The 16,117-nt window shown below is 67.4% G+C and carries 16 protein-coding genes; 7 read left to right on the plus strand and 9 right to left on the minus strand.

The genetic code is table 11. The annotated features are described in order from the left end of the window. Positions 1–14 precede the first annotated feature (14 nt). Entirely contained in the window at positions 15–1,598 is a 1,584-nt protein-coding gene (locus tag AAFP30_RS20720; protein WP_419231894.1) for an alpha/beta hydrolase-fold protein, read from the plus strand. A 73-nt stretch (positions 1,599–1,671) separates the two neighbouring features. Here the strand turns inward: AAFP30_RS20720 and AAFP30_RS20725 are convergent, their stop codons facing one another. After that, positions 1,672–2,526, minus strand: a complete 855-nt coding sequence (locus tag AAFP30_RS20725) for an alpha/beta hydrolase (protein WP_419231895.1) — start codon at positions 2,524–2,526, stop codon at positions 1,672–1,674. Between the two features lie 70 nt (positions 2,527–2,596). Beyond that, a complete protein-coding gene (locus AAFP30_RS20730; protein WP_419231896.1) occupies positions 2,597–2,998 on the minus strand; it encodes a hypothetical protein in 402 nt (133 codons plus the stop codon). A gap of 142 nt (positions 2,999–3,140) precedes the next feature. On the opposite strand from AAFP30_RS20730, the gene AAFP30_RS20735 reads away from it, so the two are divergent. From AAFP30_RS20735 to AAFP30_RS20745, 3 genes are read left to right on the plus strand one after another with little or no spacing between them, the layout of a single operon-like run. Continuing rightward, positions 3,141–4,121 carry a pirin family protein gene (locus AAFP30_RS20735; protein WP_419231897.1) on the plus strand — a complete coding sequence of 327 codons (981 nt, stop codon included), beginning with the start codon at positions 3,141–3,143 and terminating at the stop codon, positions 4,119–4,121. Further along, positions 4,121–4,564 (plus strand): MarR family winged helix-turn-helix transcriptional regulator, encoded by a 444-nt coding sequence (locus tag AAFP30_RS20740; RefSeq protein WP_419231898.1) that lies wholly within the window; start codon positions 4,121–4,123, stop codon positions 4,562–4,564. The genes AAFP30_RS20735 and AAFP30_RS20740 overlap by 1 nt, the downstream gene beginning before the upstream one ends. After that, positions 4,561–5,313: a pirin family protein gene (locus tag AAFP30_RS20745; protein WP_419231899.1), complete on the plus strand. Its 753-nt coding sequence runs from the start codon at positions 4,561–4,563 to the stop codon at positions 5,311–5,313. The genes AAFP30_RS20740 and AAFP30_RS20745 overlap by 4 nt, the downstream gene beginning before the upstream one ends. A 12-nt stretch (positions 5,314–5,325) precedes the next feature. On the opposite strand, the gene AAFP30_RS20750 is transcribed toward AAFP30_RS20745, so the two are convergent. Continuing rightward, entirely contained in the window at positions 5,326–6,252 is a 927-nt protein-coding gene (locus tag AAFP30_RS20750) for an LLM class F420-dependent oxidoreductase (RefSeq protein WP_419231900.1), read from the minus strand. A gap of 23 nt (positions 6,253–6,275) precedes the next feature. Next, positions 6,276–7,187 (minus strand): cation diffusion facilitator family transporter, encoded by a 912-nt coding sequence (locus AAFP30_RS20755; RefSeq protein ID WP_419231931.1) that lies wholly within the window; start codon positions 7,185–7,187, stop codon positions 6,276–6,278. Between the two features lie 175 nt (positions 7,188–7,362). Between AAFP30_RS20755 and AAFP30_RS20760 the strand changes: the two genes are divergently transcribed. Continuing rightward, entirely contained in the window at positions 7,363–9,234 is a 1,872-nt protein-coding gene (locus tag AAFP30_RS20760; RefSeq protein WP_419231932.1) for an amino acid transporter, read from the plus strand. 90 nt (positions 9,235–9,324) lie between these two features. Then, on the plus strand, positions 9,325–9,741 hold the full coding sequence (locus tag AAFP30_RS20765) for a DUF6764 family protein (protein WP_419231901.1): 417 nt from the start codon (positions 9,325–9,327) through the stop codon (positions 9,739–9,741). Between the two features lie 64 nt (positions 9,742–9,805). On the opposite strand, the gene AAFP30_RS20770 is transcribed toward AAFP30_RS20765, so the two are convergent. Continuing rightward, the gene (locus tag AAFP30_RS20770) at positions 9,806–10,315 is read right to left on the minus strand and encodes a mycothiol transferase (protein WP_419231902.1); all 510 of its coding nucleotides are present in this window, start codon (positions 10,313–10,315) and stop codon (positions 9,806–9,808) included. Positions 10,316–10,410: 95 nt separating this feature from the next. Between AAFP30_RS20770 and AAFP30_RS20775 the strand changes: the two genes are divergently transcribed. Then, positions 10,411–11,886 (plus strand): YibE/F family protein, encoded by a 1,476-nt coding sequence (locus AAFP30_RS20775; RefSeq protein WP_419231903.1) that lies wholly within the window; start codon positions 10,411–10,413, stop codon positions 11,884–11,886. 6 nt (positions 11,887–11,892) lie between these two features. Here the strand turns inward: AAFP30_RS20775 and AAFP30_RS20780 are convergent, their stop codons facing one another. The 4 genes from AAFP30_RS20780 to AAFP30_RS20795 form a co-directional block, all read right to left on the minus strand. Beyond that, positions 11,893–12,684: a hypothetical protein gene (locus AAFP30_RS20780; RefSeq protein ID WP_419231933.1), complete on the minus strand. Its 792-nt coding sequence runs from the start codon at positions 12,682–12,684 to the stop codon at positions 11,893–11,895. 224 nt (positions 12,685–12,908) lie between these two features. Next, positions 12,909–13,814, minus strand: a complete 906-nt coding sequence (locus AAFP30_RS20785) for a hypothetical protein (protein WP_419231904.1) — start codon at positions 13,812–13,814, stop codon at positions 12,909–12,911. A gap of 1 nt (position 13,815) precedes the next feature. After that, the gene (locus tag AAFP30_RS20790) at positions 13,816–15,288 is read right to left on the minus strand and encodes a serine/threonine-protein kinase (protein WP_419231905.1); all 1,473 of its coding nucleotides are present in this window, start codon (positions 15,286–15,288) and stop codon (positions 13,816–13,818) included. A gap of 53 nt (positions 15,289–15,341) precedes the next feature. Next, a complete protein-coding gene (locus AAFP30_RS20795) occupies positions 15,342–16,028 on the minus strand; it encodes a TetR family transcriptional regulator (protein WP_419231906.1) in 687 nt (228 codons plus the stop codon). Between the last annotated feature and the right edge of the window lie 89 nt (positions 16,029–16,117).

Below are 16,117 nucleotides of genomic sequence, written 5' to 3' on the forward strand. Positions count from 1 at the left end.
CACTCAGGAGTCCCATGTCATCACCGCACGAATCCCTGGAACCCACGCTCATCTCCGACGGCTGGACCGTCGCCGACGGTGACGACGCCGCACCCGAGACACCCGCGAAGCCGTCGCGACGTCGTCGCCGACTCACCGGGGTGGCCATCGTCGCGGTGCTGAGCCTGGTGCTCTTCGGCATCTCAACCCTGCTCTCCGGCGGCAACAAGGCGTCGGCACTCGCGGGTCACCCCGAGGTGCTGCGGCAAGGGTGCACGTGGGACAAGTCGGGCAACTACGTCCAGAACTGCAAGGTCTGGTCGAAGTCGATGAACAAGTTCGTGACCGTGCAGATCCGCGCGTCGAACGGCAGCGACAAGGGTGTCTACCTGCTCGACGGCATGCGTGCCAGCGAGGACCGCTCGGCCTGGACCACCGACGTGCAGGCCGCCAAGGTCTACGACGGCAAGTCCGACACCACGCTGGTCATGCCGGTCGGTGGCGCGTCGTCGTTCTACACCGACTGGAACGGCGGGGCCGGCGACAAGGGCACCGTCATCAAGCAGGAGACCTTCCTGACCTCGGAGCTGCCCGAGTACCTGGCCGGCAACTTCGGAGTCAGCCGCAACAACAACGCAATCGTCGGACTGTCCATGTCGGGCGGTCCGGCGGTGACGCTGGCCGAGCGTCATCCCGACCAGTTCAAGGTCGTGCAGGCGATGTCGGGCTACTACCAGACCGCCAACCCGATCGGCGCCGCAGGCGTGTTCGCCAGCCAGACCATGGTGTCCAACTACACCAACGGCATCCTCAACATGTGGGGTGCGCCGGGCAGCCAGCAGTGGAAGGACAACGATCCGTCCCGGAACGTGAACAAGCTCAAGGAGAACGGCCAGGTGCTGATCATCTCCTCGGGCAACGGTTTCCTCACCCCGTCGGAGCTGGCCAAGCTCAAGCCGGAGGATCAGGTCTCGGCGATCGCCCTGGAGATCCTGTCGGCGGTGTCGACGGTGCTCATGCAGCTGCAGGCCGGCCAGAGCGGTGCGTCGGTCATCTCGCTGCCCAACTTCGGTGGACACACCTGGGAGAACTGGGGACGCGGCCTGGCCGACGGCAAGGAGCATGTGCTCGACGCGCTGAAATCCAACCCGCCGGTGACCGCCAAGACCCAGGTCGTCAACGCGTCCGGCGCCAAGGACCCGGAAGGGTCGACCAAGGCCACCCAGGCCGCCGTGCTGGCCGCCAAGGCCTCGCCGGTGCTGCCGCAGTCGGCATCGGAATCCGCAGCGGCATCGTCGTCGGAGACCACCGAGGAGTCCGCAGCCGCCGACTCCACCGATCCGTCGGGTGATCCGTGGGCGCCGGGTGCGGAGACCGACGGACGTCGCGATCACCGGACCGACGTCGACGCACCGGTGCCGACGCCGCCGAGCGAAGAGCAGGCGCCGACCGAATCGGCACCCGCCGAGACCACGCCGTCGACCCAGAGTGCGGCACCGACGACCGCGGAGTCCACGCCGGCCGAGGAGGCGCCGCGCTGGCGTCACCATCACGACGAGGACTACCTGTACCCGTCGGAGTATCCGACCACGACGACGACCCCGGCACCCGGGGCCTGAGAAACCTCCCCGGTCGTACCGGGGGTGAGGGGTCTCGTCCGCGACTTTCCCCGGAGTCGCGGACGAGGCCTTTTCAGTTCGACTCTGAGTTGGACGATCCGGCGGTGTGCGCGGTCAGCCAGTCGACGACGTCGCCGATCACCTGGTCCTGTTCCGGCTCGTTGAAGATCTCGTGGTAGAGGCCGTCGTAGATGGTCAGGGTCTTGTCAGTCGACCCCGCCCGCTCGTCGACCATCGTGCTGCCCGCCGGATCGGTGAGCGCGTCCTTCCCGCCGTGCAGCACCAGCAGCGGCAGATGCAGCGACGGCAACCGAGCCGGGAACGACTTCATGGTCCCCAGCATCGCCGCTCCGAGACCGGCCGGGATCTTGCCCGTGGTGACCAGCGGGTCGTCGTGATAGTCGGCGATGACCTGCGGATCCCGGGACAGGTTGGCGGTGTCGAGGGCGGTCGTCGGCAGCCACGGCGCGACGCGGCCCAGCAGCGGCGCGAGCCGGATCGCGACGGGCGACAGATCGGCGCCGGGGACCACCGCGGCGCCGGAGAGCACGAGGCCGTCGAGCTTGTCCTGGTGATCCAGTGCGTAGTCGAGCGCGATGCATCCGCCCATGCTGTGTCCGAGCAGGAAGGTGGGCAGGTCGTCGGACGCGACCTCGTCGATGACCCGGTCGAGATCGGCGGTGAAGTCGGAAAAGTCTTGTACCCGTAGCCTTTTCCCGCCCGATCGGCCATGCCCGAGATGATCGGGGACAGCTACCGTGTAGCCGGTGCCGACCAGCCGGTCGACGACGTGCCCATACCGGCGCCCGTGTTCACCGAGTCCGTGCGCGATCACCACGACACCGCGCGGCTCCCCGTCCGGTGCGGTCACGTCGTAGGTGATGGTCTCGCCGTGCTTCCCGCGGAAAGAGTGTTCTGTGACAGTCATGCCGGTCATTGTCGGCGATCGGTCACTGTTTACATCAGTTTCCGCGCAAAACCGCAACCGAGGATTCGCCTCAGACGTGCAGACCCAAGCGGGCGGCGACGCTGCGACCGGCCGATTCCAGCGCACCGAGCGGCCGCAGCGCGGCCTCCCCGATGCCAACCAGTGCTTCCACCCGACTGACGACGCGTTCGAGGCGGTCGACGACCTCACCCATCGCGCCGACCGTGGCGTCCACCTGGTCGAGGGTGCCCGACATCCGGGCCAGGGTGCCGTTGAGATTGTCGATGCCGCCGTCGAGGCCGGTGATCGTCTTGTCCATGTCCTCGAGCACGCCGCCGAGATCGACCAGGATGCCCTGCACCTGATCAACCGTCACATCCGCGTTGAGTGCCGCCTGAGCGAGCTTCTTGAAGCGCTGACGTTCGCCGGGGGCGTTACCGGTATCGCGCGACCCAATTCCTCTGTCGGCCATGTCTGCAGATTATTCACGCCGATCGTCTCAGCCGGGCCGGTACGCGCGGGTTACCGGGAATACTCCCGGCAATCCCGGAGTTGATCCCACCAGATAGCTCAATTTTGAGCTAATCTGGACTCGACCGAGAGAGGATGACACCATGCCTGCCGTCACCGCCGATACCGTCACCCTGCCCCACCTGCCTGCACCTGCACTCGGCGATACCGAGCGCACCGTCAAGTCCGTCACCCGCGGACCCCGCGGTTACGAGGGCGAAGGATTCCCGGTGGTGCGGGCCTTCGCCGGCGCTTCGGTCGCCGACCTCGATCCGTTCATCCACATGGACCAGATGGGTGAGGTCGACTACGAGCCCGGCGAGCCGAAGGGCACGTCGTGGCACCCGCACCGCGGCTTCGAGACGGTCACCTACATGATCGACGGCCGCTTCCAGCACCAGGACTCCACCGGTGGCGGCGGATTGATCGAGAACGGCGCCACCCAGTGGATGACCGCCGGGTCGGGCATCCTGCACATCGAGACGCCACCGGCCGAGCTCGTCGAGTCCGGCGGCCTGTTCCATGGCATCCAACTCTGGGTGAACCTGCCGGCGAAGGACAAGTTCCTGGCGCCGAAGTACCAGAATCTGGAATCCGGTGAGGTACAGCTCATCACCTCTGCCGACGGCGGCTCGCTCGTCCGCATCATCGCCGGTGAGATCGAGGGCCACGCCGGACCCGGCGCCACCCATACCCCGATCACGGTGGCGCACGTGACCGTGGAACCGGGTGCATCGGTGTCGCTGCCGTGGCGTTCGGACTTCAACGCCTTGGCATACGTGTTGTCCGGCCGCGGCACCGTCGGCGCCGAGGCTCGGCCGATCGAGCAGGGCGAACTGGCGGTCTTCGGATCGGGTCGTGATGCCAGTCGGATCACCGTGTCCGCCAACGCCTCCCAGGATTCGAACCGACCCGCACTCGAGGTACTCCTGCTGGGTGGGCAGCCGATCCGCGAACCCGTCGCGCAGTACGGACCGTTCGTCATGAACACCCGTGCGGAATTGATGGAGGCGATCGACGACTTCAACGCCGGCCGCCTCGGTGTGATCCCGCCGAATGCGTTGATGCCGCACACGGTTCGCTGATGGCCGACGATCCCCGCGCCGTTGCTTGGCGACCGTTCGTGGAGACCACGGCACGACTGCATGCCATGCTCGACGACGACCTCAAATCGTCGTCGGGCATGTCCATGTCGGACTACAGCATTCTGTTGTTGCTGCACGAGGCTCCCGGCGGCCGGTTGCGGATGCGCGAGATCGCCGATGCCATGGTGTTTTCCACCTCGCGGCTCTCCTATCAGATCGACACCATGTGCCGGAACGGCTGGCTACGCCGGGAACGTGCCAGCGAGGATCGCCGTGGCAGCTACGCCGTGCTCACCGATGACGGACGCGCCGCCTTCGAGAAGGCTGCGATTCAGCACGCCGACTGTGTGCGCCGGATCTACTTCGAGGCGCTGGCACCCGAGGATGGAATAGCGTTGCAGCGCATCATGAGTCGACTCGCACACCGATTGGCGGACCGGTGACCGCCGGGACCGTCGCCCAGGTCCGGCTGATCCGGGCCGCCGACCGATTTCACTGGCACAACGAGTGGCTCGAGTCGTGGCAATCGTTTCCGGCCACCGGCAATTTCGACCTCGCGGCAAACGCGCACGGAATGCTATTGGTGCACAACGATGACCGTGTCGATGCCGGCGAAGGACTCGACACCCACCAGCATCAGGACATCGAGATCATCACCTGGGTGGTGGACGGCGCATTGCGCCATCGCGATTCCCGCGGACACGAAGGCGTGCTGCACCCCGGTGTGGCACAACGGATGACCGCGGGTACCGGCATCCGTCACTCAGAGGGCAACGCCTCCTCCCGTCGCGACGGCGACCCGCTGCGAGTGGTGCAGATGTGGGTCCCACCCGAGCACGCTGGTCTCGAACCCGGTTATGCCGAAGCCGATTTCACCGATGGGCTGCGCGACGGTCAACTCGTTGTGGTGGCCTCTGGTCGGCGCGAGCACGCCGACTCCTCGGCAATCTCGATCGCGAATCCGTTTGTCGCACTGTACGCGGCACGGCCGAGATGCGACGGCAGGCTGACGCTCCCTGCTGCGCAGTTCGGACACCTCTTCATTGTCGGCGGGTCGGTCGACGTCGACGGCGTCGGCGCGCTGGATGCCGGAGATGCGTTGCGGCTCACCGACCACGGCCCTCTCGACCTGACCGCCACCGACGACGCCGAGATCCTCTACTGGGAGATGCACGGCGGGGTTCGTGGCTGATCGACGCCGAGATCAGAGCTGCGGCGCAACCTCTTTCGCGACGAGATCGAGGTGGTCGAGGTCGGTGAGATCCAGGGTCTGCAGGTAGATCCGGGAGACGCCGATCTCCCGGTACTCCGCGATCTTCGCGACGACCTCGTCGGGAGTGCCCGCGAGTCCGTTCGCCCTCAGCTCGTCGACGTCGCGTCCGATGGCCTCGGCGCGGCGGGCGATTTCGGCGTCGGTCCGGCCGCAGCACACTACCTGGGCGGCGGAGAAGATCATCGTCTCCGGGCGTCGGCCGGCCTTCGCGACTGCGGCGCGCACACGACCGATCTGTTCGGCAGACGCGTCGACCGGGGAGAACGCGAGGTTGAACTCGTCGGCGAAGCGGGCGGCCAGCGCGGGGGTGCGCTTCTTGCCGCCACCGCCGACGATGATCGGTGGTCGCGGCGACTGCACCGGCTTGGGCAGCGCGGGCGAATCCCGGATCGTGTAGTGCTCCCCCTGGAAATCGAAGTGCCGGCCCGCCGGGGTGCCCCACAGTCCGGTGATGATCTCAAAAGATTCCTCGAGTCGGTCGAAGCGCTCCTTGAGTCCGGGGAACGGGATTCCGTAGGCGGCGTGCTCGGCGTCGAACCAGCCCGCGCCCAGCCCCAATTCGACACGCCCACCGCTCATCTCATCGACCTGAGCGACCTGGATCGCCAGCGTGCCGGGGAAGCGGAAGGTCGCCGAGGTGACCAGGGTGCCCAGCCGGATCGTCGACGTCTCGCGCGCCAGACCGCCCAGGGTCACCCAGGAGTCGGTGGGTCCGGGCAGTCCCTCGGCATTCATCGCGAGGAAGTGGTCGGAGCGGAAGAACGCGTCGAATCGCAGGTCTTCGGCCGCCTTCGCCATCCGGAGCTGATCGTCGTAGGTCGCGCCCTGCTGAGGTTCGATGAAGATTCGGAGGTCCACACCCCCAAGCTACCGAACCGTCGTCAGAGCGACAGTGACGGTTCGTCCTTGGTGGACAGGGTCAACACCGCTTCGACGATGTTGTCGTTGCGTTCGATCTCGGCTTCCAGCCCGCGCAGTCGCTCGGCGAGATCGTGTTCGGCGAGATCGCCGACGATGTCGACGGCGGCGACGAGGTAGAACCGACTCGGCCCGACGTACTCGGCGTGCAGGTAGGTGACGCGGTCGATGTCGGGATGTTCGAGCAGCCCGCGCAGGATCGCCGTGCGCATGGGGGCCATCGCCGTCTGACCCACCAGGAACTGACTGTTGCGTTTGATCAGGAAGATGGCGATCACGCCGAGGAGCACACCGACCAGGATCGAGCCGGCGGCGTCGTAGACGGCCGAGCCGGTGATCTCGTGCAGGGCCATGCCGACCGCGGCGATCGCCAAACCGATCAATGCCGCCGCATCCTCGAAGAACACAGCCCGCAGCGTGGTGTTGGAGGTACGGCTCACGAACCGTAGCGGGTGCATCGAGAACCGTTCACCGCCGGCGTTCGCCTGCCGGATGGACTGCGCGAAGGACACACTCTCCAGGCATGCCGAGATCGCGAGCACGATATAGCCGATCAGGTAGTCGGTGTCGGGTTCGGGATTCTGCAATGCGGAGATACCGTGCATCACCGACACCACCGCACCCACGGTGAACAGACCGAAGGCCGCGAACATCGACCAGATGTAGGTCTCGCGCCCATAGCCGAAGGGATGTCGTCGATCACGCCCGCGGGCACCCCGGCGCTCGGCGATCAGCAGGAAGATCTCGTTGCCGGCATCGGCCCAGGAGTGTGCGGACTCGGCCACCATCGATGCCGAGCCGGTGAGCACCGCGGCCACCGATTTGGCGATGGCGACAAGCACATTCATCGCGAACGCGATGATCACGGTGACCATCGACTCACTGGCAGGTGCCGACGAGTCGTCGGTGGGTGCAGACGAGGGCGCGGTCACGACTCCGATCGTCTCACGGCGCCAAGCGCATTACGCTGTTCCGGTGCAGAAGACCGCGCCACCGTCGCCGCTGCGACGCTGGTTCCTCGCCGACATCACGCCGGAGCCCGCAGGCCTCATGGGGCCACACGCCCGACCGGCGCACGGCACCAAGACGCATCGGTGGTGGCAGGTCATGTGCCTCACCGGCGTCGACTACTTCTCCACTCTCGGCTACCAGCCCGGTATCGCTGCGCTCGCCGCCGGCACGCTCGCTCCCCTGGCGACCATCGTGCTGGTGGCGCTGACGCTGTTCGGTGCGCTCCCGGTCTATCGGTACGTGGCTCGCAAATCGCCCAATGGCGAAGGCTCGATCGCGATGCTCGAACATCTGCTGCCGCGGTGGGGCGGCAAGATCTTCGTGCTGGTACTGCTCGGTTTCGCGGCCACCGACTTCCTGATCACCATGACGCTCTCGGCCGCCGATGCGACCGCCCACTTCGTCGAGAATCCGCTGATCCCGGATTCCTTTGGTGGCCATCGCATCCTGATCACGCTGATCCTGCTCGGTCTGCTGGCCGGGGTGTTCCTCCGTGGATTCACCGAGGCGATCACCATCGCGGTCGGTCTCGTCGCCGTCTACCTGTCGCTCAACCTGGTCGTCGTCGTCGACGGCCTGTGGCACATCGCCACCGCCTCGCACGTCATCGTCGACTGGCGGCACGCGATGGTCACCGAGCACGGCAGTCCGTGGATGATGATCGCCATCGCGTTGATCGTGTTCCCGAAGCTCGCCCTGGGGCTCTCCGGCTTCGAGACCGGCGTGGCGGTGATGCCGCAGATCAACGGCTCGCCCGAGGACACCCCCGACTATCCGCGTGCTCGCATCGCCGGTGCCCGCCGACTCCTCACGACCTCCGCGCTGATCATGAGCGGTTTCCTCATCGCCAGCTCACTGATCTGCACCATTCTCATCCCGGAACGCGACTTCCTGCCTGGTGGACCCGCGAACGGTCGTGCGCTCGCCTATCTCGCCCACGAGTACCTCGGCTCGGCGTTCGGCACCATCTACGACCTGTCGACGATCCTGATCCTCTGGTTCGCCGGCGCATCGGCGATGGCCGGCCTGCTCAACCTGGTGCCCCGCTATCTCCCCCGCTACGGCATGGCCCCCGATTGGGCGCGCGCCACCCGGCCGCTGGTGGTGGTGTTCGCGGTCATCGGGGCAGTGGTGACGCTCTACTTCCGGGCCAGCGTCGACGCGCAGGGCGCCGCCTACGCGACCGGTGTGCTGGTGCTGATGACCTCGGCGTCGATAGCGGTGTCGCTGTCAGTGCGCAAACGCGGCATGCTCGCCCGCACGATTGCCTACGTGGTGGTCGCGGCGATCTTCCTCTACACCACCATCGCCAACGTCTTCGAACGCCCCGAGGGTGTGCAGGTGGCGGCGTTCTTCATCGTCGCGATCCTTGTCGTCTCCTTCGCCTCCCGCATCAACCGCGCCTTCGAATTGCGCAGCAGTTCAATCACCTTCGACGAGACAGCCCAGCAGATCATCGACGAGGCGGTCGCCGGCGGCGAGGTGCAGATCGTCACCCACGACCCGGATGTCCGGTCTCTGTACGAGTATCACGACAAGGAACTCGCCCAGCGCGCCGAAAGCCACATCCCCACCGCCGATCGCATCGTCTTCCTCGAGGTCAACGTGATCGACTCCTCGGAGTTCTCCTCCGACCTGCGGGTGCACGGTCGCATCCACGAGGGCGGGTATCGGATTCTGTGGGTGGATTCGGCAGCGGTGCCCAATTCCATTGCCGCACTGCTGTTGGCGATCCGCGATCAGACCGGCGTGATCCCGAACGTGTATTTCGAGTGGAATGAGGGCAATCCGATCGCGAATCTGTTGAAGTTCTTGTTCATCGGCGAGGGCGAGGTGGCGCCGGTGACCCGAGAGGTGTTGCGGCGAGCCGAACCCGACCTCGCGTTGCGCCCGCACGTGCACGTCGGCTGACGTCGACGTCCGGTGGCGACCCATCTGCCGCCAGATCGGCTCCGAATGGCTGATGTCCAAAGATCGCAGCCCATCTGCAGGAGCACCACCATGCGCACCATCACCCGCGCCACTCTCGGACTCGTCATCGCGACTGCCGGCGCCGCCGGCATCTCCCTCGCCGCGGCACCGGCCGCCCAAGCGGCTCCGCAGGTCTGTCCGGCATTACCCGGGCAGATGTCGAAAATGTCCGATTGCCAAGCGATGTCGGGTCCGATGGGCCTGGCGCTGGCGATCTCGAACGACGGCGGCAAGGCAAGTTCCACCGCGGACAACAATGCTGCCCCGGCCGCGATCGCCTGGGGTCCGGGTTCGTCGGTCACCATGACCGGCATCCGGCCGGGACTCGCGATCGGTATCGCCGGACCCGGCGCCACCGTCATCGTCGACGGGAAGAACGGCCCAACGTGCAAGGGCGGCATGGCTTTTGCCGGTGACTTCCAGACGATGCAGGGCTGTCGATCGTAGTTCCACCCGCTCGTCACCAGCAGGTTTCGACCAGCGTCGGCCTCGCTTCGCTCGCCCTTCGCGCTCAACCAGCGGTGGAAAGCCCCCGAAGGTAGGCCGCCTGGCCGACGTGCTGTGCATCGTCGTCGAGGATGCTGATGATCCGAACGCCCAGTGTGACAGGCGGATTCCAGTTCTTGTCGACGACGCGATCAAGATCGTCGTCGGAGAGATCGGCGAGGTAACCGGCCGTGACGCGGTGTGTCGCATCATAGTAATCCGCCAGCAGCGACGGGTCGGTCACCACCACCTGCCCGACCTCGGTCGGCGTCTGCCCGTAGCCCGACGCCGACGTGTCGAACGGTAACGCGAATCGGTCATAGAAGCCGGAGGCGGTCCACACCTCGTCGGTGCCGGCGACGTCGGCGATCTGCGCGTCCTGGACACGGGTGAGATGCCAGATCAGCCACGCAATGGTGTTGGCGTCCGGGGTTGGTCGATGAGCGAGTTGTTCGGGTGTGATGCCGTCAAGCACGGCGTGCACGTTCTCGGCCACTCTGCTGAATCCGTCGGTGAGCACATCGGTTGATCGCATGACTCCACTTCTACTCTGCCCGCGCCGCGATGGTCGGTGACACCGGGTAGCCGCACACAACCTGTCGGGGTCATCTCGCGGGATAGGGTGTCGTCGTGACGCAACCTCCAGGCGAGCACGACGGCATCGCATCGCCCCGCAACCACGGGCATGTCGGCCATTCGCATCATCTCCGCGACATCCCCGCCGTGCTCTCGCCGATCGCCCGCTGGATCGTGATCGGTAGCCTCTCGGTCATCGGTCTCGCGGTGGTGGCGGGCGCCATCGTGCTGTGGCCGTCGGAGCACGACCATGCGATCCCGATGCAGTTCCGATCGGCCGACGGTGGGCCGATCACCACCGTCGACGGTGTGGTCGTGGCGCAGATACGCGGCGCGTGCCTGAATCCGTTGGCGGGCACGGTGTCGCTCGAGGAGCAGTTCCAGATCGAGGGCGTGGCACCGAATGCGCCGTGTATCCAGAACACCGTGCGGTTGGAGAGCGGCGCCGACGAAGGCCGCTACACGCTCCTCGAGGTTCCTACCAACCGGGCGCAGTCCGGCACCGAACCGGGTGCGGTGGCACCTCCCGCCGACCAGCTCGACGCGCCGCAGGCGGGCCAGCCGTCCTTGAAGGTGGGCGACAAGATCCGGCTCAGCTCGCTGCCCGGCCCCGACGGGAGCTCGCGGTACACGTTCTTCGACTATCGCCGCGGCATCCCGACGCTGGTGTGGGGCCTGCTGTTCGTCGGTGCGGTGGTGCTGGTGGCCGCCTGGCGCGGACTGCGCTCGATCATCGGGCTCGCGTTCGCGTTCCTGGTGCTGGGCGTGTTCACGCTGCCGGCCATCCTCAACGGCGAATCCCCGGTTGCGGTTGCCGTGGTGTCTGCGGCGGCGATCCTGTTCGTCGTCCTCTACCTCGCGCACGGGGTGAGCCTGCGGACGAGTTCGGCTCTCTTGGGAACACTGACCTCATTGATTCTCGCCGGCGTGTTGAGCTGGCTGTGTATCGAGACCATGCACCTGACCGGATTGTCGGGCGATCAGACCACCAATCTCCAGGTGTACCAAGGCAGCATTTCGATCGACGGCCTGCTGCTGGCCGGGTTCATCATCGGCACCCTCGGCGTACTCAATGACGTCACGATCACCCAGGCGTCGGCCGCGTTCGAGCTCTCTGCGGCCGGCGGACCGACTCGGGTCGCCACCTTCCCTGCCGCCCTGCGCGGCGGCCGGGGCCACATCCCGAGCACCGTCTACACCCTCGTGTTCGCCTACGCCGGCAGCGCGCTCCCACTGCTGCTGTTGTTCTCGGTGGCACAGCAGCCGTTCGCGTCGTTGCTGACCACCGACGCGGTGGCCGTCGAACTCGCGCGGTCGTTTGTCGGCGGTATCGCGATCGCCCTCTCGGTCCCGTTGACGACGGTGATCGCTGCGGCGCTGACACGACCCGCAGGCGCCCCGGCTGTCACCGCCGCGTCGGCGGCACCCCCGGCACCGACGGCACCCGCCCCGTCGACGCCTGCCCCACCTGTCGTCGACGCCCCAACCACACGCCCGGCGACCGGCCGGCATTCACTGCCCGAGGAGTGAGTCGGGTCAGCAGCGTCCCATCGGGAGCGTCGCGAGTTCCCGGCCCAGCCAGGCGCCCAGCCGGTTGAGCATCTTCGTGCCGTCCTCGAAGCGGCCGCTGCGTGGCACCGCCGCCATCGAGACCGCAACCTGTCCCCGATTGGTGGTGATGATCGCCAACTGGCGCACCAGATAGCCCGGCGATTTGTCGGTCGCCGGACCCCAGCCGCCCTTGACTGCGGTGACCGCTTCCGGATGGCCCAGCTTGGTGGCACCCCAATTCTGGTTCGGTGCAACCGAACTCATGAGCCGGATCACCGTTTCGCTCCCCGCCATGCACGGCAGGTGCGCCCCGAAGCGCGCTTGATCGGTGAGCGCCCACTGGGTGTAACCCGGGTACGACGCGGGACGGTCGGCCTCCGACGACACATGGGTGCGCGTGTCGTGGCCCTCCCGGAGCACCTTCGTCACCGCGTCGACCGACACCCGTCCGCCACCCAGCGATCCCCACAGCGCGCCGGCGGCGTCGTTGTCGGACAGGGTCAGCGCCTTGTTCTCGCGTTCGGCCACCGCCGGGCCGTACTTGCGTTGCGCGGCCAGCGAGACGGGCACTTTCAGGGTCGACCAGGCCCGACCGGTGCGCAGGCTGCCCAGAGAGATGGCCCGGTCGGAGTTGACCGGCACCACCGCGACGCCCACCTGGCCCGGCAACGATCGGCGCAGGGATTTCTGCAGCACCGCGAAGTCGCCGGCGAGTTTCTTGCTCGGCGGGACCGGCGGGGTCAGAAGCTTCGCGATCGGTTCCGGGAGCGGCGGCATCCCGGGTAGGCCGGGAATCCCCGGGGCAGCGGCCGCGGTGGCCGTGCCGAACACGGCGCTACAGACGATGGCGCCGGCCGACACCAGCACGCCCAATTTCACACGAGTCACTTCAGTCTCCCCAGTCACTTTTGTCACTGGAACTCTAGAGGGATTTTTCCGCCCTCACCAGCCACGTTGCCGATCTGTGCCGATACCGACACCGGATGTCGGATTTGTCGGCTTTATCCGCAGCGGCCCCGGGGAAGGCGCATGATGTGGCGGTCGAGCCACCGGGCGAGCGCGTTGAGCGCGGCGATCCCGCCGTCCATCGACCCGCCGAAAGCACTCATCGTGACCGCCGTCGACTGGCCGTCGCGGTATCGGATCAGACCGATCTGTCGCACCAGGTAGCCGCCGCTGTCACCGGGTCCCCAGCCGCCCTTCACCGCGGTCGACGCCGGCGTCCGCATGACCTCGACGCCCCACTGCTGGTTGCCGGCGACCTGACCCATCAGCTGCACCACGTGGGCCGACCCGGGAAGACAGGGCAGGTGTGCGGTGAACGTCGCGGCGTCGGGTAATGCCCACTGCGTCTGACCGAAGATGGTGAAGCCGGCACGGAGTTGTTGGGCGGGCACCACGGTCTGCTGATCGCCGCCTTCCCGCAGGACCGCGGTGACCGCGGCCGCCGCCTCCGTCGGGGTCCCCAACGACGCCCAGAGTTGTTCGGCGGAGGCGTTGTCGGAGTTCACGATCGCTGCGGTCTCCGCGGCCGACGGACCGTTGACCCGTTCGGCGGCCAGAGCGAGCGGGACCTTGATCGTCGACCACGCGACGCGGACCGTCTGATCGCCCAGCGACAGGGCAGGCACGGCATTGCCACCGACCGGGGCGATGGCCACGCCGACGGGCATGCCGATGGTGGCCGCGGTGCGCCGGAAGTCGGCCGCGAGTGCAGTGGTGGCGCCGCGCCGCGGAACGGCCGGTGCGACCGCCGACGACGACGGACTCGGCCAGGCGGTGACGGTCTTGGTGACCGGGGAGATCGGCGCCGGCGGTTGCGTCGAGGCGCAGGCGACGGGCAGCACCGCCAGGCACAGCAGGAGTGCGATCCGGAGCCGAGGTCGCTTCATCGCGTGGGCAGGCATCTCAGTAGACGTACACGAGCGCGTCGTTGCCGCCGCGACAGGCCACCACCGAGCCCTCCGGTGTGCAGGCCATCGAGTACGAGCTGCCGGTCACCGGGCTGTAGGCGACGATGGTCCGCGCCTGCCCGGTCGGTCCGGTCCGTAGGTATTCGTCCCGGACCGCCTGAGCGAATGGACAACTCGTGATGGAGGTGCCGATCGCGACGCCCGGCGCGCATTCGGTCGCGCCCGGTGGCGGGCCGGCCTGTGTCGTCGCGGTCGGCGTGGACTGCGGTGCCGCGTCGCCCGGGGTGATGGTCTGGGTGACCGTGGGCGTCGTCGGGCCGGCGGTCGAGTCCCCGCCGGAGGACCCGGAGAGCAGCCAGTAGGCACCGAGGCCGACCAGTGCCAGCAGCACGACGGCGATGGCCGCGCCCAGCACCACCGGCAACGCGCCGCGACCGCCGCGCCGGGGCGGTTCGGGCGGGATCGTCGGATAGGGCGCATAGTACTGTGGCGCCGGCTGCCGGGTGGGCGAAAAGTACTGCGGTGCGGCATATTCCGCGGGCGGATCGGCGGCGCCGGGCACAATCGTCGGCGGCGCCAGCATGGTGGTCGGCACGTCCGGCCGGGCGATCACGGTCGTCGCATCGGCGTCGGCGACCTCATCGCGCAGAGCCAGCCGGGCGGCTTCGGCCAGCGCCGTCGTCGAGGGATACCGCTGTGCGGGTTCGGTGGCCAGTCCGCGTCGGATCACGACGTCGAAGGCCTGCGGCACCTCCCCGTTGATCGCGCTCGGATTCGGGGCGTCGTTGAGGACCGCGGCCTTGACGGCCGCGCTGATCGTGGTGGCGGGATGCGGGACCCGTCCGGTGAGGCATTCGAACAGGACACAGGTGAGGGCATAGATGTCGGTGGCCGGCGACACCGTGTCGGAGTCGAAGAGTTCCGGCGCCATGTAGGCCACCGATCCGATCGCGGTGCCCACCTGGGTGAGTTGCGTGTCGGTCTCGGCGTGCGCGATGCCGAAATCGACGAGGTAGGCAAAGTCGTTGGCCCCCAGGAGAATGTTCTCCGGCTTGATGTCGCGGTGGACGAGTCCGTCGTGATGGGCCGCCTCGAGTGCCGCCGCCACCTGCTCGATGATCGCGACCGCCCGCGTCGGTGCCAGACTTCCGTCGCGGCGCAGTACTGCTCGAAGGTTCTCTCCGTCGACGAACCGCATGTCGATGAACAGCACCCCGTCGATCTCGCCCCAGTCGTGGATCGGGACGACGTGTGGCTCGCCGAGGCGCGCCGCGGCCCGCGATTCGCGGCGGAACCGCTCCTGATAGGTCGGATCGTTCGCGAGGTCGGCGTTGAGCAGCTTCAGCGCGACGACCCGATCCCGCTCGGTGTCGAACGCCCGGTAGACCACGCCCATACCGCCGCGCCCCAGGACATCGTCGATCCGATACGGGCCGAATTGGCTACCGACCCGGTCTGTTTCGGCCATGCACCAGAGCATAGATGGGCACCCCGACATTTCGGGCTGACGGTGAGCAAATGTCAGTGCGCGCGGGGACGCCACTGCCCCATGCCGAGGAACACCATGACGAGCTGTCGTTCCGTGCGTTCGACGATCTCGCGTTCGGCGCCGCGACCGCGGTAGTCGTTGTCGAGGATGTCGGCGACCGCGGTCAGCATGATCGAGACGATCAGCTCGGCGGCGAGTTCGAGATCCTCCGGCGACCATTCGGCGAGATCAGGCAGCCGCGACAGGTCGATCGCGAGTTCCTTGGAGAAGAGTCGCAGCTCGGTGTCGATGGCCCGACGGATCTCGGCGACACCGCCGTGCTGCTCGCGCACCAGGAAGCGGAATTGGGACTCGTTCTCGTCGACGTGGCGCAGCAGGATGGCCAATGAGGTCTGCGCGGTCGGCAGCGCCTGCCGGGCGGCCAGATCGCGACGGCCCTCGCGCAATGTGCGCCGCAGGACGCGCATCGAATCCTCGACGAGGGTGACGCCGAGATCCTCCATCGACGCGAAGTGCCGGTAGAAGGCGGTCGGCACGATGCCCGCTCCGCGGGCGACCTCACGCAGGCTGATGCTGGAGAAGCTGCGGTCGGCGACGAGCTCCATCGTCGCGTCGAGCAGTGCCTGCCGGGTGCGACTCTTCTTCTCGGCCCGACTCTCCGACTCGGCACCCGAACTGCGCGAAGAACGCGCGCGGGTGGTGTTGCGAGTCCGGGTCACGCCCCGAGTGTATGCGGCGACACGCCCGACTCAACGCACCCGACGGTTCCCGGTGATTGCGCTCACACCGATTCACGCTTGACGAACCG

Source organism: Gordonia sp. CPCC 205515 (genome assembly GCF_048537925.1).
Lineage (GTDB): Bacteria > Actinomycetota > Actinomycetes > Mycobacteriales > Mycobacteriaceae > Gordonia.